The organism is Mesorhizobium sp. WSM3866 (genome assembly GCF_002294795.1).
Classification (GTDB): domain Bacteria; phylum Pseudomonadota; class Alphaproteobacteria; order Rhizobiales; family Rhizobiaceae; genus Mesorhizobium.
The window spans coordinates 451,898-473,189 of sequence record NZ_NSGC01000003.1; the positions used below are offsets into that span (position 1 = coordinate 451,898).

Annotated in this window: 22 protein-coding genes; 12 read left to right on the top strand and 10 right to left on the bottom strand. The window is 61.4% G+C overall.

The features are described 5' to 3' along the window. Window positions 1-53 precede the first annotated feature (53 nt). From CK222_RS10220 to CK222_RS10230, 3 genes are read right to left on the bottom strand one after another with little or no spacing between them, the layout of a single operon-like run. On the bottom strand, window positions 54-725 hold the full coding sequence (locus tag CK222_RS10220; protein WP_095800267.1) for a 4-carboxy-4-hydroxy-2-oxoadipate aldolase/oxaloacetate decarboxylase: 672 nt from the start codon (window positions 723-725) through the stop codon (window positions 54-56). A gap of 35 nt (window positions 726-760) precedes the next feature. Beyond that, window positions 761-1,783 carry an amidohydrolase family protein gene (locus tag CK222_RS10225; protein WP_095800344.1) on the bottom strand — a complete coding sequence of 341 codons (1,023 nt, stop codon included), beginning with the start codon at window positions 1,781-1,783 and terminating at the stop codon, window positions 761-763. Between the two features lie 19 nt (window positions 1,784-1,802). Further along, window positions 1,803-2,900, bottom strand: coding sequence for an alcohol dehydrogenase catalytic domain-containing protein (locus CK222_RS10230; protein ID WP_245433004.1), 1,098 nt, complete (start codon window positions 2,898-2,900; stop codon window positions 1,803-1,805). Between the two features lie 236 nt (window positions 2,901-3,136). On the opposite strand from CK222_RS10230, the gene CK222_RS10235 reads away from it, so the two are divergent. Further along, window positions 3,137-3,490, top strand: a complete 354-nt coding sequence (locus tag CK222_RS10235) for a DoxX family membrane protein (RefSeq protein WP_095800269.1) — start codon at window positions 3,137-3,139, stop codon at window positions 3,488-3,490. A gap of 28 nt (window positions 3,491-3,518) precedes the next feature. After that, complete coding sequence (locus tag CK222_RS10240) at window positions 3,519-4,058, top strand: cupin domain-containing protein (protein WP_067327891.1); 540 nt, start codon at window positions 3,519-3,521, stop codon at window positions 4,056-4,058. Between the two features lie 54 nt (window positions 4,059-4,112). Here the strand turns inward: CK222_RS10240 and CK222_RS10245 are convergent, their stop codons facing one another. Next, the gene (locus CK222_RS10245; RefSeq protein WP_095800270.1) at window positions 4,113-5,012 is read right to left on the bottom strand and encodes a LysR family transcriptional regulator; all 900 of its coding nucleotides are present in this window, start codon (window positions 5,010-5,012) and stop codon (window positions 4,113-4,115) included. 107 nt (window positions 5,013-5,119) lie between these two features. Between CK222_RS10245 and CK222_RS10250 the strand changes: the two genes are divergently transcribed. The 3 genes from CK222_RS10250 to CK222_RS10260 all read left to right on the top strand — a co-directional run bounded on the left by CK222_RS10250 (window position 5,120) and on the right by CK222_RS10260 (window position 8,405). Then, on the top strand, window positions 5,120-6,499 hold the full coding sequence (locus CK222_RS10250) for an aminomethyltransferase family protein (protein WP_095800271.1): 1,380 nt from the start codon (window positions 5,120-5,122) through the stop codon (window positions 6,497-6,499). A 156-nt stretch (window positions 6,500-6,655) separates the two neighbouring features. Next, window positions 6,656-7,504 (top strand): formyltetrahydrofolate deformylase, encoded by an 849-nt coding sequence (gene purU / locus CK222_RS10255; RefSeq protein ID WP_095800272.1) that lies wholly within the window; start codon window positions 6,656-6,658, stop codon window positions 7,502-7,504. 16 nt (window positions 7,505-7,520) lie between these two features. After that, window positions 7,521-8,405, top strand: a complete 885-nt coding sequence (locus tag CK222_RS10260; protein WP_095800273.1) for a methylenetetrahydrofolate reductase — start codon at window positions 7,521-7,523, stop codon at window positions 8,403-8,405. 183 nt (window positions 8,406-8,588) lie between these two features. Here CK222_RS10260 and CK222_RS10265 read toward each other — a convergent pair whose 3' ends face one another. Further along, entirely contained in the window at window positions 8,589-9,173 is a 585-nt protein-coding gene (locus tag CK222_RS10265; RefSeq protein ID WP_066997911.1) for a YceI family protein, read from the bottom strand. A 34-nt stretch (window positions 9,174-9,207) separates the two neighbouring features. Then, window positions 9,208-10,035 (bottom strand): hypothetical protein, encoded by an 828-nt coding sequence (locus tag CK222_RS10270; RefSeq protein WP_095800274.1) that lies wholly within the window; start codon window positions 10,033-10,035, stop codon window positions 9,208-9,210. Window positions 10,036-10,389: 354 nt separating this feature from the next. Between CK222_RS10270 and CK222_RS10275 the strand changes: the two genes are divergently transcribed. The 7 genes from CK222_RS10275 (at window position 10,390) to CK222_RS10305 (ending at window position 16,588) form a co-directional block, all read left to right on the top strand. Beyond that, entirely contained in the window at window positions 10,390-11,184 is a 795-nt protein-coding gene (locus CK222_RS10275; RefSeq protein WP_245432996.1) for an ABC transporter ATP-binding protein, read from the top strand. Further along, window positions 11,181-11,891, top strand: coding sequence for an ABC transporter ATP-binding protein (locus CK222_RS10280; RefSeq protein ID WP_066997920.1), 711 nt, complete (start codon window positions 11,181-11,183; stop codon window positions 11,889-11,891). The genes CK222_RS10275 and CK222_RS10280 overlap by 4 nt, the downstream gene beginning before the upstream one ends. A 1-nt stretch (window position 11,892) precedes the next feature. Next, complete coding sequence (locus CK222_RS10285; RefSeq protein WP_067327883.1) at window positions 11,893-12,180, top strand: hypothetical protein; 288 nt, start codon at window positions 11,893-11,895, stop codon at window positions 12,178-12,180. Continuing rightward, entirely contained in the window at window positions 12,177-13,058 is an 882-nt protein-coding gene (locus tag CK222_RS10290; protein ID WP_095800276.1) for a branched-chain amino acid ABC transporter permease, read from the top strand. The genes CK222_RS10285 and CK222_RS10290 overlap by 4 nt, the downstream gene beginning before the upstream one ends. Continuing rightward, window positions 13,055-14,056, top strand: a complete 1,002-nt coding sequence (locus CK222_RS10295) for a branched-chain amino acid ABC transporter permease (protein ID WP_095800277.1) — start codon at window positions 13,055-13,057, stop codon at window positions 14,054-14,056. The genes CK222_RS10290 and CK222_RS10295 overlap by 4 nt, the downstream gene beginning before the upstream one ends. Before the next feature lie 14 nt (window positions 14,057-14,070). Next, the gene (locus tag CK222_RS10300; protein ID WP_245322294.1) at window positions 14,071-15,285 is read left to right on the top strand and encodes an ABC transporter substrate-binding protein; all 1,215 of its coding nucleotides are present in this window, start codon (window positions 14,071-14,073) and stop codon (window positions 15,283-15,285) included. A gap of 313 nt (window positions 15,286-15,598) precedes the next feature. Then, complete coding sequence (locus CK222_RS10305; protein WP_095800279.1) at window positions 15,599-16,588, top strand: membrane dipeptidase; 990 nt, start codon at window positions 15,599-15,601, stop codon at window positions 16,586-16,588. 42 nt (window positions 16,589-16,630) lie between these two features. Here the strand turns inward: CK222_RS10305 and CK222_RS10310 are convergent, their stop codons facing one another. From CK222_RS10310 to CK222_RS10325, 4 genes are all read right to left on the bottom strand, one after another. After that, window positions 16,631-17,305, bottom strand: coding sequence for an aspartate/glutamate racemase family protein (locus CK222_RS10310; RefSeq protein ID WP_095800280.1), 675 nt, complete (start codon window positions 17,303-17,305; stop codon window positions 16,631-16,633). A gap of 60 nt (window positions 17,306-17,365) precedes the next feature. After that, window positions 17,366-17,602, bottom strand: coding sequence for a hypothetical protein (locus CK222_RS10315; protein ID WP_067327877.1), 237 nt, complete (start codon window positions 17,600-17,602; stop codon window positions 17,366-17,368). Between the two features lie 254 nt (window positions 17,603-17,856). Further along, entirely contained in the window at window positions 17,857-19,188 is a 1,332-nt protein-coding gene (locus tag CK222_RS10320) for an HlyD family type I secretion periplasmic adaptor subunit (protein ID WP_095800281.1), read from the bottom strand. Further along, window positions 19,181-20,914 (bottom strand): type I secretion system permease/ATPase, encoded by a 1,734-nt coding sequence (locus tag CK222_RS10325; RefSeq protein ID WP_176477610.1) that lies wholly within the window; start codon window positions 20,912-20,914, stop codon window positions 19,181-19,183. The genes CK222_RS10320 and CK222_RS10325 overlap by 8 nt, the downstream gene beginning before the upstream one ends. Between the last annotated feature and the right edge of the window lie 378 nt (window positions 20,915-21,292).

Sequence of the window (21,292 nt, forward strand, 5' to 3'; positions counted from 1 at the left end):
ATGCCACGCCACGTTGGAAGGCCGACCGATTCTCCTTCGTGGACGTCGGGTGCCTATTCGTAGAGAAGTCCCTTCAAGCGCAGCCGTTCGCGCATTGAGTTGACGTCTAGGCTGAGCTTGCCTGCAGCGTAGAGGCGACGTTTGTCTTCCTCGGCCGCCTCCCGCTCTCGTGCCGTTCTCGCAACCAACTCGGCATTGGCACGGGGCACCACGCAGACGCCATCATCATCGGCGACGATCACGTCGCCAGGGCAGATGCGGGCACCGGCGCAGATGATCGGAACCTGGCAATCGCACGGCGTCTCCTTTACCGTTCCCTGAGCGAAGATCGCCTTCGACCAGACCGGGAACTTCATCGCTCGCAAAGCAGCCACATCGCGCACGCCGGCATCGATCACGAGGCCTCGGATGCCGAGCGCCATCGCCGATTCAGCCAGAAGGTCGCCGAAAAATCCGTCTTCGCATGGAGAGATCGGAGTCACGACGAGCACATCGCCCGGCCGCGCCTGCTCCAATGCAACATGAATGGTCCAGTTGTCGCCCGGCGCCACCTCGCAGGTAAGCGCATTGCCGCCGATCCTGGCGCCGTCATAGATGGGACGCAGCCGCGAGGCCAGCAGCCCCTTGCGTCCCTGGGCCTCGTGAACGGTTGCCACCCCCAGCGCGCCCAGTGCGTCGCACACTTCGATCGGCGTACGTTCGGTGTTTGTCACGACTTTTGCCATTGATATCTCCAGAGATTCGTGCCGGCCGGACCTCGCTAGCGACCCTGTCGCTTGAGCCTCTCGTCCAGCCGCGGGTAGACTTTGCGCGCATTGCCCTCGAACACCGCCGCGCGGTCGGCTTCGTCGAGGCCCAAAGCATCGATGTTACGGCGCGTGTCGTCGAAGTTGAAGCCGGTCAGCGGGTCAACCGCCTTGACCGCGCCCAGCAGTTCCGAGCCGAAGAGGATGTGGTCCGGACCGATCACGCGAAACAGCGTGTCGATCCCCGCCTGGTGGTAGACGCAGGTGTCGAAATAGACGTTGCGCATCAGGTGCGTGGCGAGATCCGGCTTTTCCATCATGATTGCCAGCCCGCGATAGCGGCCCCAGTGATAGGGAACCGCGCCGCCGCCGTGGGGAATGATTAGCTTGAGGTCTGGGAAAGCGCGAAACAGGTCGCCCTGGATCAACTGCATGAACACCGTGGTGTCGGCATTGATGTAGTGCGCACCGGTGGTGTGCAGGCAGTCCGAGCACGCGCCCGAGACATGGATCATGGCCGGCACCTGGAGCTCGACCATCCTCTCGAAGAGCGGATACCAGTAGCGGTCATAGATTGGCGGCGCGGACCAGAAGCCGCCGGACGGATCGGGGTTGAGATTGCAGCCGACGAAGCCGAGCTCGTCCACACAGCGCTCGAGTTCAGCCAGCACAGGAGCGAGGTCACCGCTCATCGACTGCGGCAGCTGGCAGACACCGGCAAAGTTCAGCGGGAACAGGTCCACGATGCGCGCAATGAGATCATTGGAGACACGGGACCATTCGGCATTCAGCGCAGCGCTGCCGACATGATGACCCATGCCCGAGGCCCGGGGCGACAAAATTGTCACGTCCGAGCCGCGCTCCTGCTGAAGACGAAGCTGGTTTTCTTCGACGGTCGCGCGAAGCGTCTCGTCGCTTATGGCGGGATAGACCGGACCTGCGTCGCGCTGGCCCTCGGCAAACGCCACCTGGGCCTTGCGATAGGCATGATGCGCCGGGGGCTCGGTGGTGTAGTGACCGTGGCAGTCGATTATCATGGCATTCTCCAACCGCAGCTCAGGGCTCCAGCACATAGTTGGTGAAGCCACCGTCGCCCCAGGCTACGCCGTTGATCGCCTCATTGATCTGGTCCAGCGGATAGGTGCGGGCTTCCAGCACGGACAGGTCGACCGCGCCAGACCGGACCAGCTCCGCTATCTCGATGCCCTCCGCGGTGCTGAGCCAGGCCGAACCGGTGAGCACCATCGAATTGTCCATCCACCATTTGGTGTTGAACAGCATGTCGGCGCCCGTACCGCCGATGTTGACGATGGTGCCGCCGCGTTTGACGCCCATCATCGCGTCCCTCATGGCGTTGACGTCGGCCACCGCGCCAAGGCTGTCGAGCATGAGATCCGCGCCGGAGTGGTGCTTGGAGCGCACCCAGTCCGCGACCTTGCCGTCCAGGCTGGAAAAAATCTCGATCCGGTTCGGCGCGAGGCGCTTCAGCTTTTCCAGCAATGGCTTGCCGCGCGCGACCGCGTAGATGGTGGATATCCCCATGGCGAGCGCGAACATGGTGGCGCCGACACCCAGCGTCCCGGTCGCGCCGTTGATGATCAGCGACTTGCCCGCAAGGTTGCCCAGCTTCTTGAGCGCCGAATAGGACGTGCCGAGATAGCCCATGCGGGCAGCCTGCGGAAACGTCATATTGTCGGGTATCTTGACGATGGCGCTCTGGGGCGCGCGCATGAATTGAGCGAAGCCGCCGCCGGGATAGCGCTTGTAGATTTCCAGGCTGTTGCGATTGAACCCGAAATATCCGGCGAAGGTGAAGTAGTCGCACTTCATCTGGTTGCCGCTGGCGCAGGCGTGGCAGGCACCGCACGAACGCAACGGATTGACGTAGACACGGTCTCCGGGCTTCAAGGCAACGACCTGCTCGCCCACTTCGTGCACGATGCCGGCGGGGTCAAGGCCAAACGTCGCGGGCTTGGGAGGCAGCGGCTGGTGAGGATACCAGTTCTCCCAGTTGTTCAGCACGTTGGCGAGGTTCGGGACCATACCGCAGGCTTTGACCTCGACCACGACATCTGTTCCGCACGCTCGAGGCTTGGCGATCTCCTCGATCCGCATTGGTTCGTTTACCGCATGCAACCGTGCGGCGCGCATCATCACTGTCACGATGTTCCTCCTCAAATACCGCCAACCGGATCGAGTTGACATTCCGATTGGACTGTGGATACCGTACAGTATCTGGATTGGGAGACGCAAGACCCGATTTGCGGTGCCGGTACCAACCATCGCTGCTGCCCTCGGGCCTACGCTCGATTTCGCAGGGTGGCTGGCGGCCAAAACCGGGCCCGCTCACAACGACTGCAGCCGTCACGCCGCTGGGGAGGAGACGTACAATGCCGTTCGAGTTGCAGCCTCAGGACTGCCTGAGGATCCTATGTGGAGTCTGGTTCCTGCCGCATCTGATCGGGAAGGTCAGGAACTTCGATAAGGCTCCGGTCACATTTGAGAAGGCCGGTCTGAAGCCTGGCAAGGCATTCCTTGTCCTGACAATCGTCCTCGAGGTGCTTGCCGCGCTCGGCATGATTTTCAACGTCTATTCGAAAGCAGCAACCGGTTGCGCGATCGTCGTGCTGCTCGGAGCAGCCTACGCAGTGGTGAAGGTCAACGGCGCCAAATGGCGCTGGCAGCAGATGGGACCGGAATTCCCGCTTTTTTGGGCGCTCGCTTGCCTCATCTCGGCACTGTGACTTTGAACATCTACCTGGGAGGTTTGATATGCAGGTTCGACGCATCGTCACTGGCAGGGACAACGCCGGTAAGTCAGTGGTCGTCAGTGACGGTCCCTCCCCTGGGGAAATGGTCCTGCGCCACACGCCAGGTTTCGTATCCTCGCCACAGTGGAAAATCGAGGAGGCGCCAGAGCTGCGGAGCATCGACAACAAGGACCCCATGGAGACGACCGGCACCATGGTCATGCCGGCAGGCGGATCATCGTTCTGGATCATTACTTTCCCTCCCGACAGCGTCTACATGTCATCGGAATGGAACCCCGCGGTAGCTGGTCCCGAACTCATCGAGGCGTCACCTGGCATTGCCGAGCGGATGGAGCCGGACAGCCCTGGCATGCACCAGACCCCGACCGTCGACTACGTCACGGTGGTCAAGGGCAGACTGATCCTGGAACTCGATGACGGCAGGACTGTCGAGCTAAATGCCGGCGACACCGTAGTCCAGCAGGGCACTCGTCACGCATGGCGCAATCCAGGCGACCAGCCGGCGACGATCTCCGTGATCATGCTCGGCGCCACTGTCTGACGCGGCGGTTACCATCCCAGAGACCACACCAGCCTCGGCTGGGCTTCGGACCGCTCAGATCGTTGCCGCCACGTCGGCGAGGATCTGGCGCGTCCACGCATGCAGGCCCGAATAGTGAGAACGCTCGGTCCAATACATGTCGATCTGGATCAGCACCTCGAGAGGGAAAGGTTTTAACGTCAACTTGTCCGAAAGCCGGCGGGCCAGGCGATAGGGAATGGTCGCGACCAGCTCCGTGCCCCGGATCAATGCTTCAAGATTGTCGTGGCTCGGCACGATCACGCTCGGCGTAATCCTGACGTCGATTGCCCGAAGCGCCGCGAAGTACAACGCCTCCCACTGGCCATTGTGGGTCACGGCGATATGCCGCGTCTGCCGGTAGCGATCCATCGTCAGTTCGCCGGCCGCAAGCGGATGGCTGGAATCCATGATGCAAGCGTAGCGGTCGGTGAAGAGTTTGCGCCGGTAGTAGATATCGCCGAAAATCGCCACCGGGCCAAGCACGATATCGCAGATGTTTTCCTTGAGCTGCTGCCTGCCGTGCACCGCGGATTCAAAAATGTTGACTGCGATCTGGGGCGCCTGCTGCTGGACCTGGCGCACGAAGGCCGGCATCAGGAACATACGCTCGTGATGGTTACAGGAGATCGTCACGCTGCCCGTGGACGTAGCGGGATCAAAACCTTGCAGAGAGGACAACGCCTGCATGCGCTCGAGGACATCGCGCGCTTCCTGGGCGAGCTGACGGCATTTGTCGGTCGACAGGATCGAGTTGCCCTGGCGAACGAACATCGGATCGTTGAAGGCCTTTCGAAGCCGCTTGATCGAATAGCTGATCGTCGACTGATTGACGCCGAGGCGCTCCGACGCCTCTGAAAAGGACCGGCAGTCGCTGACCGTGACCAATGCCTGCAAAGCATTCAGGTCGATCTGGGCAAGTTCCTCCGACAGCATGGCGCCTACTCTCTATGCAAAATTTCGATCACCTGTATCGAACCTATTGGGTTGTTAGATGTCCTGCAAGGGCTTAGCCGGAAAGGAGCTGCACAGGAGGATTGAAAATGGCTGCTAATCTCGAACAGAAGATCGCTGACGCTGGAAGCGCCCAAACCATGCTCTGGGAATCGCAGAGCCCGCCGATCGTCAGCACGCCGGTGACGCCGGAATTCACCAACTGGCGCGACGAACAGCTCGCTTGGCGCAGCAACGCCGTGCTCTATGACCAGTCGCACCATCTCGCCGACCTGAACATCCGCGGCAAGGATGCGCTGAAGCTCATCCGCGACACGGCGATCAACAGCGTTGAATACTTTCCCGTCAACGCCGCGAAGCAGTATGTAGCGGTCAACGACGAGGGCCAGCTCATCGGCGACAACATCCTGTTCCGCTATGAGGAAGACGAATTCCAGGCGGTGGGCATTCCGCCGACGATCAACTGGCTTCAGTATCATGCCGAGACCGGTGGTTACGACGTCGAGCTTGTGCGGGACAATCCGTCCTATGCCCGCAAGGGAAATCCGCTGTGCTACCGCTACGAGATCCAGGGACCTGGCGCGTTCAACGTGATCCGGGAACTCATCGGCGGCGAGCCGCCGGATGTGAAGTTCTTCCACGGCACCCGCTTAACGATCGCCGGCAAGATGGTCCGCGCGCTTCGCCACGGCATGGCGGGCGAACCAGGCTTCGAGTTCGTCGGGCCCTGGGCCGATCATGAGGTCGTTCGGGCCGCTCTGCTCGAGGCGGGCAAAAAGCACAACATGATTCAGGTCGGCGGCCGGGCGTACCTGACCAACTCGCTCGAGTCCGGATGGCTTCCGCGCCCGTTGCCGGCGTTCTACTCGGGCAAGAGCACGGCGGGCTTCCGCAAGTGGCTTGCCGCGGACGAGATCGATGCCAATGTGTCTCTCGGCGGAAGCTTCTTTTCCGAGAACATCGAGGACTATTACTTCACGCCCTACGACGTGGGCTATGGAAAGATCGTCAAATTCGACCACGACTTCATCGGCCGCAAGGCCCTCGAGGCCCAGGTCGCCGACGGCCGGACCACGGCCAACCGCAAGGTGACGCTGCAGTGGAACGGCGACGACGTCGCCAAGGCGTGGGCCTCGATGTACCAGCCAGGTGTCGGAGCGAAGTTCATCAACCTTCCGATCGCCCACTACGCGACCTATCACTACGACCGGGTCGAGGCGCCAAACGGAAGCTTGGCCGGGCGTTCGCTTCATACCGGATACTCGGCCAACTACCGTTCGATGATGTCGATCGCGGTCGTGGATGCGGCAGTGGCAGAGCCTGGCACCGAACTGGTGGTGGTCTGGGGCGAGCCCAAGCCATCCTCCAAGGTGCAGGTTGAAGACCACGTGCAGTTCAAGATCCGCGCCACCGTCCACCCGGCGCCGATCGACGCGCACGCACGCACCAGCTATCGCAAGAACGCCTAAGCCGCACGCCTGAACCGAGGGCGGCATCACGGCCGCCCTCCCCTCACGGCAACCGCACCCGACGACAACAGACTGGCGGGACCTCCTGCCGGTGTCGCTTTGCGACGCGAGAAACCGCCTTGCCCTTCAGCTCGGCCGTCAACCCGGAGACCGGGTATGGAAAAGTCCTATCTGCTTACGCTCCAATGCAAGAACCGGCCGGGCATCGTCGCCGGCGTGGCGAGCCGTTTGGCAGCACATGGCGCCAACATCACCGCGGCCGAGCAATTCGACGACCCCGAGACGGATCGGTTCTTCATGAGGGTAGCGTTCGATTTGCCTTCGCCCCTCGATGATCTCGCCGGGCGTTTTTCCGAGGAGGTCAACCGCTTCGGCCTGCAATGGACATTGCGGCCCCAGAACCTGCCCCGCAAGGTTCTGCTGCTTGTCTCGAAATTCGACCACTGCCTGGTAGACCTGCTTTACCGCCAACGACTGGGCGAGTTGCCCATGCAGGTTGTCGCCATCGTCTCCAACCATCCGCGAGAAGGTCTCAACCTCGCCTCCGACGACGCCATTCCCTTCCACCACTTCCCGATCAGCCATGAGACCAAGGCCGCCCAGGAGGCGAAGATCAAGCGCGTGATAGAAGATAGCGGCGCCGAGCTTATCGTGCTGGCCCGCTATATGCAGATCCTATCCGACGACTTCTCAGCCTATCTCTCCGGCCGCTGCATCAACATCCACCATTCTTTCCTGCCGGGGTTCAAGGGCGCCAAGCCCTATCACCAGGCGCATGAGCGCGGCGTGAAGATAATCGGAGCAACGGCGCACTACGTCACCGAAGACTTGGACGAGGGTCCGATCATCGCCCAGGACGTCGAACATGTGACCCATGCCGACACGCCCGAGGACCTCGTTCGCAAGGGTCGGGACATCGAACGCCGCGTGCTGGCCCGCGCGGTCGCCTTCCACCTTCAGGATCGGGTCTTGCTCAATGGACGCAAGACCGTCGTCTTCGCCTAACAACGGAGCCACGCGCATGGAAAAAGCTGCTATCCGCCCCTCCTCTATCGACGCCTCGATCGAGATGGCGCCAAGCCAGGTGATCGACTCCCCTGACCTACCGGGCCTTTTCCCGTCGGGGGTCCGGGTCTACATCACCGATATCGGCCTGGCGGACACGCCGACCCTGGTCAAGGCAGCGCGTCGCGTCGCGGACCTTGGCTACACCGCGGTTCCCCATATGGCCGCTCGCCGACTGACCACGCGCCAAGCGCTGGAAACGCGGGTGAAGGCTTTGGCTGAGGAAGCGGGTGTCCGCGACTTGCTCATCATCGGCGGCGACGTGGCTACCCCAGCCGGTTCATTTTCCTCCTCTTTCGAGGTGCTCGAGACTGGTTTCGTTGACAAGTACGGCATCGCCGAGGTCGGTGTAGCCGGCCATCCGGAAGGCAGTCGCGACTTTGGCGACGAGGCGGCGATTGCAGCGCTCCGGATGAAGAGCGCCTGGGCCGAGCGGACCGGGGCAAAGATGCGTGTCGTCACCCAATTTGGCTTCGACGCGGACAAGTTCATCGCCTGGGCGGACGGCCTGGCGGTTTCCGGGGTGGACCTGCCGATCCATCTTGGCGTGGCCGGTCCCGCCAAGATCACGACCTTGCTAAAATACGCCGCCTTGTGCGGCGTCGGCAATTCGCTGAATTTCTTGAAAAAGCGCAGCGCCTCGCTTGCCGCCCTTGCCACCAGTCACTCGCCGGAGAGCTTCGTCGGCCCGATCGAGCACCATCTGCGGGCAAAGCCGGAGTCGGCAATCGCGCAGCTGCATGTCTTTCCGTTTGGCGGCATCAAGAATACGGCCAGGTGGCTCTACGAGCGTGGCTCGTGGCAAGACCTCGAAGCCGACGATCGCTCGTCGATCGCTTAAGCGCGCAGCCACCTCCCGAGAGCCGAGCCAGACCATGGCGCGCCGATCGTCGGCGCGCCATGGTCTCTCGTTGCCGCTACATGGGCGAATGTTGCGGCACGATTGCCACGCGCAGCCTATCAGTCAGCACCGCCGGACATCCGCGAGGACGTCCGGCGCGCTCAGGACAACGCGAAGCCGCCGTCAGCTGCGGCCGCGCCCCTCCGTTTCGATGCGCAGCGTGACCTCGTCCCCGATCAGGGGAAGATTGGCCGTCATGCCGAAGTCGCTGCGCTTCAACTTGGCAGTCGCGCTGAAGCCGGCCTCAAGACTGCCGTCCCACGGGTTCTTGCCCTGGCCGTTGAAGGTCACGTCGAGCGTCACCGGCTTGGTCACACCGGCGATGGTGAGATCGCCCGTGATGGTGCCCTGCTTGTCGCTGGACTTGGTGAATTTGGTGCCGACGAAGGTGATCTCCGGAAACTCGGTGGCATTGAACCAGTCGGCGCCCTGGATGTCGCTGTCGCGCTGGGCATTGTTGGTGGAGATGCTGGACACCTTGACCTTGGCCTGCAGCTTGCTGGCCTCAGGCGCGTCCTTGTCGAAGGTGAATTCCCCGGAGAACTCTTTTGCGACGCCGATGACGTTGGAGAAGCCGAGATGATTGATGAAGAACACGATGCCGGAATGAACCGGATCGATGTCGAACGTGATCGGCTGTGCGGTTGCCGGCCCGATTGGCGCCGTTGCGAGTGCAGCTAGCAAAGCTAGTTTCAGTCTGTAGTTCATTCCATCCTCCTTTGTTGATGCACGAAAAGCGAATTCACAGCGGAAGGCTGAACCCCTTCCGTGCCAGCATCACTGCGACTGCCGCGACGGCCGGCACCAGGCAAAACCCTGCGAAGACGGACGTGGCGAGTGCAGGGGTTTTCTGATCGAGACGATCGAGGATCACGCGGCAGGCCGAAGGGACCAGGAAAAGCAGCAGGAGCACCGCAAGGGCGAGAAGGTCGATCTTACGAGTGATCAGCGCGACGGTCTGCGCCACAGCCATCATGCCCGCCGCTCCGCCGAGCAAGGATGCCCATCCGAAGCGGTAATTCGGCTGGGACAGGTGCCCAACCACGATGCCGGCGATGCCAAAGGCGACGCCAAGAGACAGTTGCAGGCTGGATGATGAAGCCCCCATGAAGGCAATGGGAGCAAAGCCCGCGCTGGCAACCGCGAGCATGATCGCAGGGCGCAGGCCTGATCCCTCATCGGGATAGTCAGCTTCCCGATGAAGCGCATATAGCGCTGCCGCTCCGGCCAGAGCGGCGACAACCAGGTCGAGAGGCTGCGCCAGGGCAATCGTATCGCCGATGTAAGCTGCTGAGGCGACTGGCATTGCCGCCAACAGCAACTGTCCGAGCCTGCGGCTGCCTGTCCATTCCGTCGCCACGCCCAGGATCGATCCAACCGCCGCCAGGTAGAACACCTTGTTGACGGCGCCGACCGGAGGGAAGGAGGGAAGGCGATTGTAGGTCAACCAGTAGGACAGGAAGAAGCCGAGCGGGATCAAGAGATCGTACCAACGGCGATCGACGCGCCCCCATCGCATCAGGCCGCTCAAGGCGAACGACAAAAAGCCGCAAATGGCGACCGCCAGCATAACGGCCTCCTGCGGCGATCGGGCAACGCCAATCACGTCGCATTGCCGTTGTTGGCTACAGGATAGCGGGCACACGCTCGCGGCACCTTGCGGCAGGATGAAGTCACACCGTCCTCCCCGGTCTGAGTTCTCCATGACCGGCCCCTTCTGGATACCGGTCAGATTTCAAATACCAAAGCGTATCTCACTAACCTTGTCAATCCGACTGGGCGGCTGGCCGGAACCCGCCTCGCCTTAGTGCAGGTGCAACGGCGAAGTCGGTTGACATACGACTCAGACTTCAAATACTATATGGTATCTAAAGTGGGACAGACGCGGAAGCGCCGGTTCCGCTGACACGCCTGGGAGGAGTGCGTGGCTGTGCAGGAACATATCAACGCCTATTTGCCTGTGCTCGCGGCGGATGGCGTATCGGTCAGCTTCGGAGGCGTGCAGGCGCTCGACAATGTCTCGCTCGACGTCGGCGATGGCGAGATTTGCGGCTTGATCGGCCCGAATGGCGCGGGCAAGACCACCTTCCTGAATGCCATCACCTGCCTTGCACGCCTTCAACGCGGCACCGTAGAGCTGTCGGGTCGGATAATCTCCAATTCGGCGGTGCGCGACATCATCGGTCTCGGGATCGCTCGGACATTCCAAAATGTCGGCGTATACGGCTCGCTGAGCGTCCTGGAGAACGTCATGCTCGGCGCACACCACAAGATGGGTGGAAAAGTCGCGCGTGCCCTTCTCAATCCCTTCGGTGCGTGGGCCGAGGAGAAGACGGTCCGCCGCAAGGCTGAATCAATTCTGGATGAATTGGGAATGGCCGCATTATCGAGCGTGCGCGCTGACTCCCTGCCCTATCCCTTGCAAAAGCGGATGGAGATCGCACGCGCCCTGGCGGCCGAGCCCAAGCTCCTGTTGCTGGATGAGCCGGCCGGCGGACTGACCCATGGCGAGGTCACCGAATTCGGCACCCTCGTCAATACGATCCGGCACAGCCGCAGGCTCTCGATCCTCCTGATCGAGCATCACATGGGTCTGGTGATGAGCCTGTGCGACCGGATCCATGTGTTCCACCTCGGTCGAAATCTGGCGTCAGGACGCCCCGAAGAAATCAGGACCAATGAAGCCGTCATCGGCGCCTATCTCGGGAGGAGCACGTGAGACTGCTTGACGTCCGCAATCTCTCGGCCTCCTACGGCAAGGTACGGGCGCTTTTTGACTGCTCGCTCGCAATCGCGCAGAACGAATTCGTCGTCCTGCTCGGCGCCAATGGCGCGGGAAAAACCACTTTGCTGCGCGCGCTTTCGGGCACGATCCGCTCGGCCGGCGAGATCGCCTATATGGGAAGCGACTTGCAAAAGATGGCGCCGGAACGGCGTCTGCAACGCGGCTTAGCGCAGATTCCCCAGGGCAGAGGCACTTTCACGGAATTCACGGTCGACGAGAATCTGACGCTGGGCGCCACAATCGTCTCCGATGCCCGCCAGGTCCGACAGGACAAGGAGCGGTGGTACGATCGCTTTCCGCGATTGCGCGAACGACGCTCCCAACTGGCCGGCAATCTGAGCGGAGGCGAGCAGCAGATGCTCGCGGTTGCGCGAGCGCTCATGTCGCGGCCAAAACTGCTGCTATGCGACGAGCCGTCATTGGGTCTCGCACCCGTCATCACGCGCGAAATATTCGCGATCTTCAAGGAACTCCGCGACATCGATGGCTTGACGCTCTTGGTCGTGGAGCAGAACGCGGACCTGTCGCTCAAGTTCGCCGACCGCGCCTATGTCATCGAGGCCGGGCATATCGTGGCCGGCGGCTCAGCCGGCGCGATACTTGCAGATGAGCATATCCAGAAATCTTACCTTGGGGACTAACGTGGCGACGTTTTACCAGATCATTGTTTGCGGCATTGCCCCAGGCGGAGTCTACGCCGTGCTGGTCATTGCCCTCGTGCTGGTCTCGCGTCTTACAAGGCGCGCGTCGGCCGACCGCCTCGATGCAGCCTCCTTCATCGACATTCACGATACCGCCGGACTGCCATTCCTGATGGTGGTAACCGCCATTTCCCCGTCCTCAAACGCCAGGGTTCCCTTGGCCAAGGCTCTCGGATCGAAGGCGCGCAGGTCGACGGCCTCGGCGTTGCAGTTGGGAGGCTGGGCTTGACCCTTTTCCTGCAAATCGTCCTCAGCGGTCTTGCCACCGGCGCCATCTATGCGGCTCTTGCCCTTGCACTGGTGTTGATCTTTCGCGCCACCAACGTCGTCAATTTCGGTCAAGGCGAAATGGCGACTTTCTCGGCATACTGCACCTGGCAGCTATGCCTGTGGGGCCTGCCATTGTGGCTTTCGATTGCAATCGGCCTGGCCGGTTCCTTTGTGCTGGGAATCTTGGCGTTTCGGGTCTTCGTCCGCCCGCTCCTGGCAGCACCAGTCGAGGCGACAGTGGTCGTCACGCTCGGCATGTTTGTGCTCTTCCAGGCGATGGTGACGTGGCTCTGGGGCGCCGAGCAGAAGCCGTTCCCCAGCCTTTTTCCCGAAGGCAGCTTCAGCCTCGGTGAGGTACAGGTGCTGGCTTCGTCGGCCGGTACCTTGCTGATCCTCATTGTCCTGGCCGCGGCCATCGCCTCCCTCTTCGCCTTCACAAGGCTTGGGCTCTCCATGCGTGCCGCGGCCTTCGACCGCGTTCGCAGCGTTCTGGTGGGCATCAACGTCGAGCGCATGCTGATGCTCGGCTGGGGTTTCGCCGCGGCGATCGGAATGATCGCGGCGGTGCTGGTCGCGCCACGGCTGTTTTTGAGCCCGACCATGATGACCCCGATCCTATTCTACGGCCTTGCCGCGGTAACCGTTGGCGGCTGGGACAGTCCGCTCGGCGCGATAGCCGGAGGCCTTCTGGTGGGCGTCAGCGAGAGCCTTGGCGCCAACTACATCGGCTTTCTGGGTGCGGACATGCGCATCGCGGTCCCGATCGGGCTCACCCTTTTCGTCCTGCTGGTCAAGCCGGTCGGTCTGTTCGGCTCACAGAAGGTCACCAAGCTATGAGCAACGACATTCGGCGCACGGTCGCGGCAACCGCTGGTTTTGTGCTGGTCGCCGCATTGCTGCCGGCCACTTTGTCAGGCTTCCAGTTGCAGCAGGTGAGCATCGCCATCTCCTATGCGGTCGCCATTCTTGGCCTCAACCTGCTTATGGGGTTTGCCGGGCAGATCTGCCTCGCCCAGGGGACGCTGTTCGGCATCGGCGCCTACGTCGCCGCCATCTTGAACGCGACCTATGGCGTCCACCCGTTGGCGACCCTGCCTGCGGCAGCTGTTTTTACCGCGCTGGCCGGTCTCGTCGTCGGACTGCCGGCCCTGCGTCTGCAGGGGCTGCAACTTGCGATCATCACGTTTGGTGTCGCGGCGGCCTTTCCGCAGCTTCTGTTGAAGCTCGGCAGTTGGACGGGCGGAGTCTCCGGCTTGCCGATCGATTCCCTGGAGCCGCCTGCGTTCCTGGCCGATTACTCCGAGCTCTGGCTCTATCTGGTGTCGCTGGGGTGCGCCTGCGTCGCGGCATTCATCGTCTATCTCGTTCTCCTCGGCGACGTCGGCCGCGCGCTCCAGGCGCAACGGGACAGTCCGCAGATCGCGGAGGCTCTCGGCGTCAACCTGACCAAGACCAAGCTGTGGGCGTTCGCCATCAGCTCTGCGCTCGCCGGACTTGGCGGCGGCGTCTTCGCGATCCTCAATGGCTTCATCAGCCCGCAGTCCTTTCTCGCCCCACTTTCCATCACCATCGTGATCGGGAGCATCGTAGGCGACTCGACAAGCATTGTCGGCGCCTTCATCGGCGGGCTGTTCATCACCTTCGTCCCGACCTGGACGTCCAGCATCAATCTCGCACTCGGCAACGTCATCTACGCGCTGGCACTAATCGGCATCATGCTTCTGGCGCGCGGAGGGGTTGCCGGTCTGCTGGAGAGACTTGCCGCTGCCTTGACGGCGCGGTCGAACGCCAACGGCAAAGCCGGATCAATCAGCCAATTAGGGAGGAAGTTATGAGACGATGTTTACGCATGCCAAGAATGCTTGTGACGGCGGCAATACTTGCGCTAGCCGTCGGTGTCGCTCCGGCGAAAGCTGACGAGGCACCGGGCATCACCGACAGCACCGTCAAGATCGGCATCACCGGTCCGCTCACCGGTCCCGTCGCCGTCGTCGGCGCGGTCGCAGAAGGCATCCGCGCCCGGGTCGAGGCCGCCAATTCCCAGGGCGGCGTCAAGATGTCCGACGGCAAGACCCGCAAGATCGAGCTCGTGATCAAGGACGACATGCTCGATCCGCAGCGAACCCTTGCGAATGTGCGCGAGATGGTGGAGCAGGACAAAGTCTTCGCCCTTGTCGGCACGGCTGCCACGCCGAACAATGTCGCCATCGGACGCTATATCGAACAACGCAAAGTGCCCAATGTCTTCATGTATTCAGGCGTCCACAAGCTGAACGCGCCGCACGAGGAAATAGGGTTCGTCCCGGCCTTCTCGACCGAGGCGGCGTCGTTCGCCACTTATCTGAAGGACAACAAGCCCGAGGCAAAGGTCGCGCTCCTCTATCTCAACACCGAGACCGGCGAAACCTTCATGAAGGCCTTCGACCAGGCCATCGACGGCTCAGGCGTCAAGGTCGTCGATCGGCAACCGGTGACTTCGCAGGATCCGACCGTCGAAACGCAACTGACAGCGCTCAAGGCTTCCGGCGCCGATACGCTGGTGATCATCGCCGCGCCGCAACAAGGCGGTGAAGCAATCCGCTTCCAGGCCGAGAGCGGCTGGAAGCCGCTGACGCTCGTCACCAACCTTTCCTCGGCCTACCCGATCCTGCAGGCGGTGGGGCTCGAGAACGCCAAGGGCATCATCACCTCGAATTTCCTGAAACCGATCGTTAGCCCGGAAAAAACCGGTGATGCGGGTATCGACCAGTATCTGGACGATATCGCCGCGGCCAAGGTCAACTTCGTCTTCGCCAACACGATCGGACAGGTCGGCTACGCGACCGGCGATGCTCTTGTGAAGGCGCTCGAGCACATGAAGAAGCCGACCCGGGCTGAGCTCCTCGACACCGTCTTCAACATGCAGAAGTGGGACGATCCACTGTTGCTGGACGGGATCAAGCTGAACACCAAAGCCGGCTCCGATATTTTCCCGATTGAGGCACTGCAGCTCTATCAGTTCGACGGGCAGAAGTACGTGCCTGTTGGCAAGCTTCTGGATTTCGAGGGCAAGACGGAAGAGTAACGGACGATCGACACAGGTTGCTGCCGGCTGCGAGCGTCCGCGTTTTGCGGGCGCTTTGCTCGCGAGGGCGAATTTCGATTTGTTTGAGCCATTCGTGAGCCGACAAGATCGTCGGCGGTCCTATCTGCAACCCGTTTTTGCCGGAAGTCATTCGGCAGAAAGATGCTGGCGAAGGCCAATTCGGATTCCGTTGCGCGTGACGGCAGATCCAGCTTCAGGCAGTTTGCACCTGCTCTGCGTACCGGACGCAACTTCCCCATTCTAGCCAATATGGTAGAGATTGGGGCTGGTGCAAATTCCGGTACGAACGGCAATGAACCTTCAAACCAGAGCCCGGTCCATTCTCGATAGCGAAGTCGTCTGGGACGCCCATTCCGGCTTCATGCCGGATCCTGCCGCGGACTTGAACAACCTACGGATCTGGCGAGACGCCGGTGTCGACTATCTGTCCATCGATGTCGGGTTCGATCTGCTGCCCTGGGAAATGACGGTGACCAATCTCAGCTGCTTCCGCCACTGGATCCTGGCGCGTCCCGCCCACTACGTGCTCGTCTCGTCGGCCGACGAAATCCTCGCTGCCAAGGCGCAAGGCAAGCTGGCGGTCACCTTTGACATCGAAGGCATGAACGCCCTGGACGGCCGGATTGAGATGGTCGAGTTCTACCATGGCCTTGGCGTGCGCCAGATGCTTTTCGCCTATAACCGCAACAACCTTGCCGGCGGCGGATGCCATGACGAAGACCCGGGTCTGACCGCGTTCGGTCGGCAGGTGATCGACGAGATGAACCGCCTCGGCATGTTCGTGGATGTGAGCCACACCGGCTATCGCACCACCATGGACGTGATGGAGTACACGGACCGGCCAGTCATCTTCTCGCACTCCAATCCGAAAGCGCTCTGCGCCCACGGTCGCAACATCACGGACGAGCAGATCAAGGCCTGCGCCCGCACCGGCGGCATCGTCGGCGTCGTCGGGCTCAGCCGTTTCCTTGGCGAGGCGCGCACCGATTCCGAACGGCTGGCCGACCATGTCGAATATCTGATCGATCTCGCTGGCCCACGCCATGTTGGCATCGGCCTCGACCATACTTTCCCGGTCGAGATCGAAGGCATCGACGACATCATCGCCAGCAATCCGCATTTCTGGCCGAAGAGCGAATATGCGGGAGAAACGACCTATTCGGCACCAGCCCAAATGAAAGAGCTGACCGAGATCCTGCTTCGTCGCGGTCAGCCGGAAGGAGCGGTCCGCGACGTCATAGGCGGCAACTTCATGCGCCTTGCCCGGAAAATCTGGAAATAGCCACCGAAGCAGCCGTCGAGCGCTCCGTGGGACCTTCTTTGGTCAGGCGGGTTGGTCCGCGCCAAGAAGGACGCGCAGCTTCGCGACCGCCGCATCCGGACTGGTCGATACGGGGAGGTTCGTCGCCGCTTTGACCGCATCCCGCGCGCGCGCCATGGAGAACTGTGCCAAGACGATCGCATCGAAATCCCTCAGCTTGGCGGCTTCAGCCGCGATCAGCCGGTTGTGGGTTTCCACGTCTCCTGCACGCACCGCCTCGATCGCGCCCGGCACGAAATAGCTTGTGATCGTGGCAGCTTGGCCCATGCGGGCGGTTTCGTCCCGGAACTCCTGCTCCATTCCTTCCCTCGACGGCGGGAAAGTGTAGAGCATTGCGGTGCGGCCGCCACGGCGGATCGCCGTCTCAAACATGGCCTCGTTCGGTTTCAGGACCGGAACGTCCAGCTTCGCCGCGGCCTGTTCAATCGCTTGCCCGAACGCCGAGCAGGTGAACAGCACGGCATCGCTTCCGATCGAACGGGCATAGCTGGCCAAGGCCTCGACGCGCCGGACCATGTCGCTCGTCAGGTCAGCGGTTTTGGCGCGGTCCACTGCCAGGCTGTCCTCGAGGATATTGACGGTTTCGGCGCCAGGCCATCCCGCTTCGAACGCCCATCTGATCGGCTCCGTCGAGATGGGCGTGGCATGGATCAGGGCAATGCGAGGCTGTGACGTCATTGTGCGAGACCGAATGATAAACGAGGCCGCCCCGAGAGCAAGCGGCGTTGGTACCGATGACTATTTCGGGGCTGCCGCCGCGAAGACCCATACGCTCTCGGCAGGGATCCGCGCCCATACATTGCCCGAGGCAAGTTGCCGCGCGCCATGCGCCTTGGCGACGAAGTCGCCACGGCGCAGACGGTACTCCCGCTTGTCGCCGAGATAGATGCTGTCGTCGAGATGCATCTCGATGCCGTCCGGGTGCAAGGGACCGCGGTACTTCGAGATCGACACTCTCGCGATGGGCGGGATCATCCCGCTTATCCTTTCGAGGCCAGCTCACCATGGCAAGGAGGGAGGAAGGCGACCGCAGACCCAATAAGTGATCGCCCTTGCCCTCGATCACGTGGCGAGACAGCCATCACAAAGCCCGTCGCCTCGAGCGCTACGAGCGTGCGACGTTTTGGCCATGAAAACCGAGAACCGTGAGTGGCGAACCCGGTTGCGCATAATCCGGCGGAAGAGTTCCACTTCGGGTAAGGTTGAAGGCCGCAGGAGGCAGGATCGGGCTATCTTTCCCGAAAGGCGCGCTGGAACGAGTCCACCAGCGGCTTGGTCAGATAGCTCAGAAAGGTTCGCTCGCCGGTTGAAATGAAGGTTTCGACCGGCATGCCTGGGTAGATCTGCTCGGGCTTGACCTGCGGTGGCAGCTTGTCGGCCATCTTAAGCCGCACGGTGTAATAGGGCTGTCCAGTGCTGGGAGTGGTCAGCCGGTCCGCCGAAATGTAGAAGACCTTTCCCGGCACTTTTGGTGTTGTCCGTGCGTTCAGGGCCGTGAACATCATGTTCGCGCCTTGGCCGACTCGGATAGAATCGATGTCTTCAGGCTTGATCTTTGCCTCGACGATAAGTTCCTTCGTCGGCAGAAGCTCCATCGCAGGCTCGCCAGCACGAATGACGCTGCCTTCGGAATTGTACAGAGAGCGGACGATGATGCCGTCCGCCGGGGCACGAATGGTCGTTCGCACCAGGACCGATCGAGCGGCGTTGATTTGTTCCTCAAGGTCGGCCACCTCTACCCGGGCTTTGTTCAGTTCGGTGACAGCATCCTCGACCCGGGTGGTTGTTAGTCTTTCAATCTGCTGGCGCGCTTCCACGATCTGGGTGGCCGCGCTGGCGATTTGCGCCTCCAGCGATCCCTCCTGACCTACCAACTCGGCGGTGCTGCGCAGAAGGTCGGTGTATTCGGAACGATTTGTCAGTCCCTTGTCGAGCAAGTGCTTTTTGCGTTCCGTCTCGGCATTGACGATCGCGAGCTGGTTTGCCGCAGCACCCTTTTGCGCCTTCAAGCCGGCAACAGCTTCCTGAAGGGCTGCCACCCGTTCCCTAAGGATCTCCTGATCTGCGCCATAGCGCGCTAGCCGAGCCCGGAACTCCTTGGTTTGCTCTGCAAAGACGTCACTGAATTCGGACGCGTCTGAGTAGGCGCCTAAATCGCGGGGCAGGACGATTTTCTCCAGGCCATCCCGTTCTGCCTCGAGCCGCGCGATCTCAGCCTTTTGTGCGACCCACTGTTTGAGGACTCGGTTGAGCTGCGACTGCGCCACCGTTGGATCGAGCACGATCAGCGCCTGCCCTCGTAAGACTCTGTCACCCTCTCGAGCTTTGACGCTGCTGACCACGCCACCTTCGAGATGCTGGATCATGACATTCTGTCCAGCTGCTGCAATCACTCCTGGCGCGATCGTTGCTCCGGCAATCGGCGCCATTGCGCCCCAGAATACGAAGCCAAGCAAGAAAACGGACACGCTTGCATACCCCGCGAGCGTGATGCGATCTGTGCGTGTGTCGACGTTGCGCTGCCAGCTATACGTCCTGGCGCCGATGGCTTGGCTAGTCATTAGCGACCTTTATCTCGCCTCGAGCAGATGAGGGGAAAGGCACCACTCCTTCGCGCGACTGAGAGGCTGCGGGCCACCCCGCTTGGGCGCGTCGCTCGACAAGTCTATCGAGCACGCCCTTGGTCAAACCGTAGATCTCGACCTGGCCATTGCGTAGCATCAATACGCGATCGCATTTGGAAGCGAGAGAGGGCCGATGGGTTATGACAAGCACGGTCGTTTTTCGTGAACGCGCCCCGCTAATCGCGCGCTCGAGCGCGGCTTCGCCGTTGGAATCGAGATTTGCATTGGGCTCGTCGAGAACCAGCACCTTGGGATCGCCGTAGAAGGCCCGAGCAAGCCCGATGCGTTGACGCTCGCCACCCGAAAGGCGAACGCCGGTCGGGCCGATCAGCGTCGAGTAGCCATCCCTCTGACCCAGGATGAGCTCATGCACTTGGGCCCGCTGGGCTGCTTGAACCAACTTCTCGCTGGGCGCATTCGGTTCGAACCGCGCGATATTTTGCGCGATGGTTCCCGGGAAGAGTTCCACATCTTGCGGCAGGTAACCAATATGGCGGCCGAGTTGTTCCGGGTCCCAGTTCCGAACATCGCCGCCGTCGATCCGGATCGCCCCAGAGCGGGGCGCGATCGCACCGACGATGAGGCGCGCCAAAGTCGATTTTCCAGCCTGGCTCGGCCCTACGATCGCGACTGTCTCGCCGGCGGCGACCTCAAAGGTCAAGCGCTTGATCAGCGGCAGCGAGCCATCGGCCGCGCCCGGAAGATGATAGACTATTTGCTCCACGCTTAGCGCTCCTTCAGGAGCCGGCAATGCTACGTTCTCCTGGTTGTCGAGCCCGGACCGGAGAGCCGAAAGCCTCTTCCACGCAAGATTGGCGTCGATGATCTGCCGCCAACTCCCAATGATCTGATCAAGAGGTTGCAGAGCGCGCGCCGAAATCATCGAGGACGCAAATATCATACCGGCGGTCATCTCGTTGTGCAGAACCAGATAAGCGCCGGCCCCCAATATCGCGATCTGCAGTGTCGAACGAGTGGTGCGCGATACACCGCCATAAAACGAGTTGATGCGAGCGAGCCCATCCGAGGCGTGGAGAGAGCCGGAAAAACGGGTGCCCCAGAATTCTATCGCGTTGGACACCATGCCAAGTGCGCGAACGGTTTCGAAGTTTCGGGCGAAAGCCTGCGCCGAATTCATCGAGGCGTTGAGACTCTCCGCCGCCTCCTTGCCAGGTCGCGAGCTCGCGACCTGGTTCAGCATGGCGATGGCGACCATGAGAACCGCCCCGACGACCGTCACGAGGAAGAGCAGCGGATGGATGAAATAGAGCAGGCCTACGAAGATCGGCCCGAAAGGAAGGTCGAAGAGAAAGAAAATCGTTCTCGAAGCGATGAAGCCTCGCACGGTGGCCAAGTCGCGCAAGGCTTGAACATCGCCGAGGCCAGCGCGAGGGCCACTCATTGCAGCGAGAAAAGACGATGTGCCCAAAGAGACATCCAGTCGCGCCGCGAGCCGGCTTGCGTATACACCCCGCACGACTTCGAGCACGCCGAAGAGCAAGAGCGTCGAAAGCGCAAGCAATGTTAGGTAGGTGAGCGTGTCCAAATTGGCGGCGGGCAAAACCCGATCATAGACCTGCAGCATGTAGAGAGGCAGAACTAGCACCAGGGTGTTCATCACCGCGGAGAACAGGCCCATTTCGACCACGCTCTTCGACAGCACCCTTCTATTCGTGTAACTGGGCATCCCCGAAATCGTCTCTTTTGGTTAAGCGATCATTTTAGACAATGTTTATATATCATGCCAAGCAGCCGCGCTATCGCTTGCGACCTTTTGACAGCCTAGCCTCACTTTCACCGGAAGTTATCCACCGGGCATCCAGTTCGGCTGGGACGCCAGGAACCACCAATCCAGGATGGCGCTAAGCGTCTGATTCTCAAGCAGAGAATTGAATCGTCCAAACTCGAAATTGCCTTAGTCAGCCAATCGTTTGCTGGCAGTGAAAATGACGTCTGCGAACGAGGCGGCGTGAAACTCAAGTTGCTACATGCTTTCCAATAATAGCGGCGCCGCCGCAGCAAGCTGGCCGCCGATAATGGT

Bases quoted from the DNA above. Each gene is read 5' to 3' on its own strand.
- CK222_RS10260 (WP_095800273.1), top strand. From the start codon at position 7,521: ATGGAAAAAGCTGCTATCCGCCCCTCCTCTATCGACGCCTCGATCGAG.
- CK222_RS10220 (WP_095800267.1), bottom strand. From the start codon at position 725: ATGGCAAAAGTCGTGACAAACACCGAACGTACGCCGATCGAAGTGTGC.
- CK222_RS10230 (WP_245433004.1), bottom strand. From the start codon at position 2,900: ATGATGCGCGCCGCACGGTTGCATGCGGTAAACGAACCAATGCGGATC.
- CK222_RS10250 (WP_095800271.1), top strand. From the start codon at position 5,120: ATGGCTGCTAATCTCGAACAGAAGATCGCTGACGCTGGAAGCGCCCAA.
- CK222_RS10295 (WP_095800277.1), top strand. From the start codon at position 13,055: ATGAGCAACGACATTCGGCGCACGGTCGCGGCAACCGCTGGTTTTGTG.
- CK222_RS10305 (WP_095800279.1), top strand. From the start codon at position 15,599: ATGAACCTTCAAACCAGAGCCCGGTCCATTCTCGATAGCGAAGTCGTC.
- CK222_RS10315 (WP_067327877.1), bottom strand. From the start codon at position 17,602: ATGATCCCGCCCATCGCGAGAGTGTCGATCTCGAAGTACCGCGGTCCC.
- CK222_RS10270 (WP_095800274.1), bottom strand. From the start codon at position 10,035: ATGCTGGCGGTCGCCATTTGCGGCTTTTTGTCGTTCGCCTTGAGCGGC.
- purU (WP_095800272.1), top strand. From the start codon at position 6,656: ATGGAAAAGTCCTATCTGCTTACGCTCCAATGCAAGAACCGGCCGGGC.
- CK222_RS10310 (WP_095800280.1), bottom strand. From the start codon at position 17,305: ATGACGTCACAGCCTCGCATTGCCCTGATCCATGCCACGCCCATCTCG.
- CK222_RS10235 (WP_095800269.1), top strand. From the start codon at position 3,137: ATGCCGTTCGAGTTGCAGCCTCAGGACTGCCTGAGGATCCTATGTGGA.
- CK222_RS10225 (WP_095800344.1), bottom strand. From the start codon at position 1,783: ATGATAATCGACTGCCACGGTCACTACACCACCGAGCCCCCGGCGCAT.
- CK222_RS10300 (WP_245322294.1), top strand. From the start codon at position 14,071: ATGCCAAGAATGCTTGTGACGGCGGCAATACTTGCGCTAGCCGTCGGT.
- CK222_RS10240 (WP_067327891.1), top strand. From the start codon at position 3,519: ATGCAGGTTCGACGCATCGTCACTGGCAGGGACAACGCCGGTAAGTCA.
- CK222_RS10320 (WP_095800281.1), bottom strand. From the start codon at position 19,188: ATGACTAGCCAAGCCATCGGCGCCAGGACGTATAGCTGGCAGCGCAAC.
- CK222_RS10245 (WP_095800270.1), bottom strand. From the start codon at position 5,012: ATGCTGTCGGAGGAACTTGCCCAGATCGACCTGAATGCTTTGCAGGCA.
- CK222_RS10265 (WP_066997911.1), bottom strand. From the start codon at position 9,173: ATGAACTACAGACTGAAACTAGCTTTGCTAGCTGCACTCGCAACGGCG.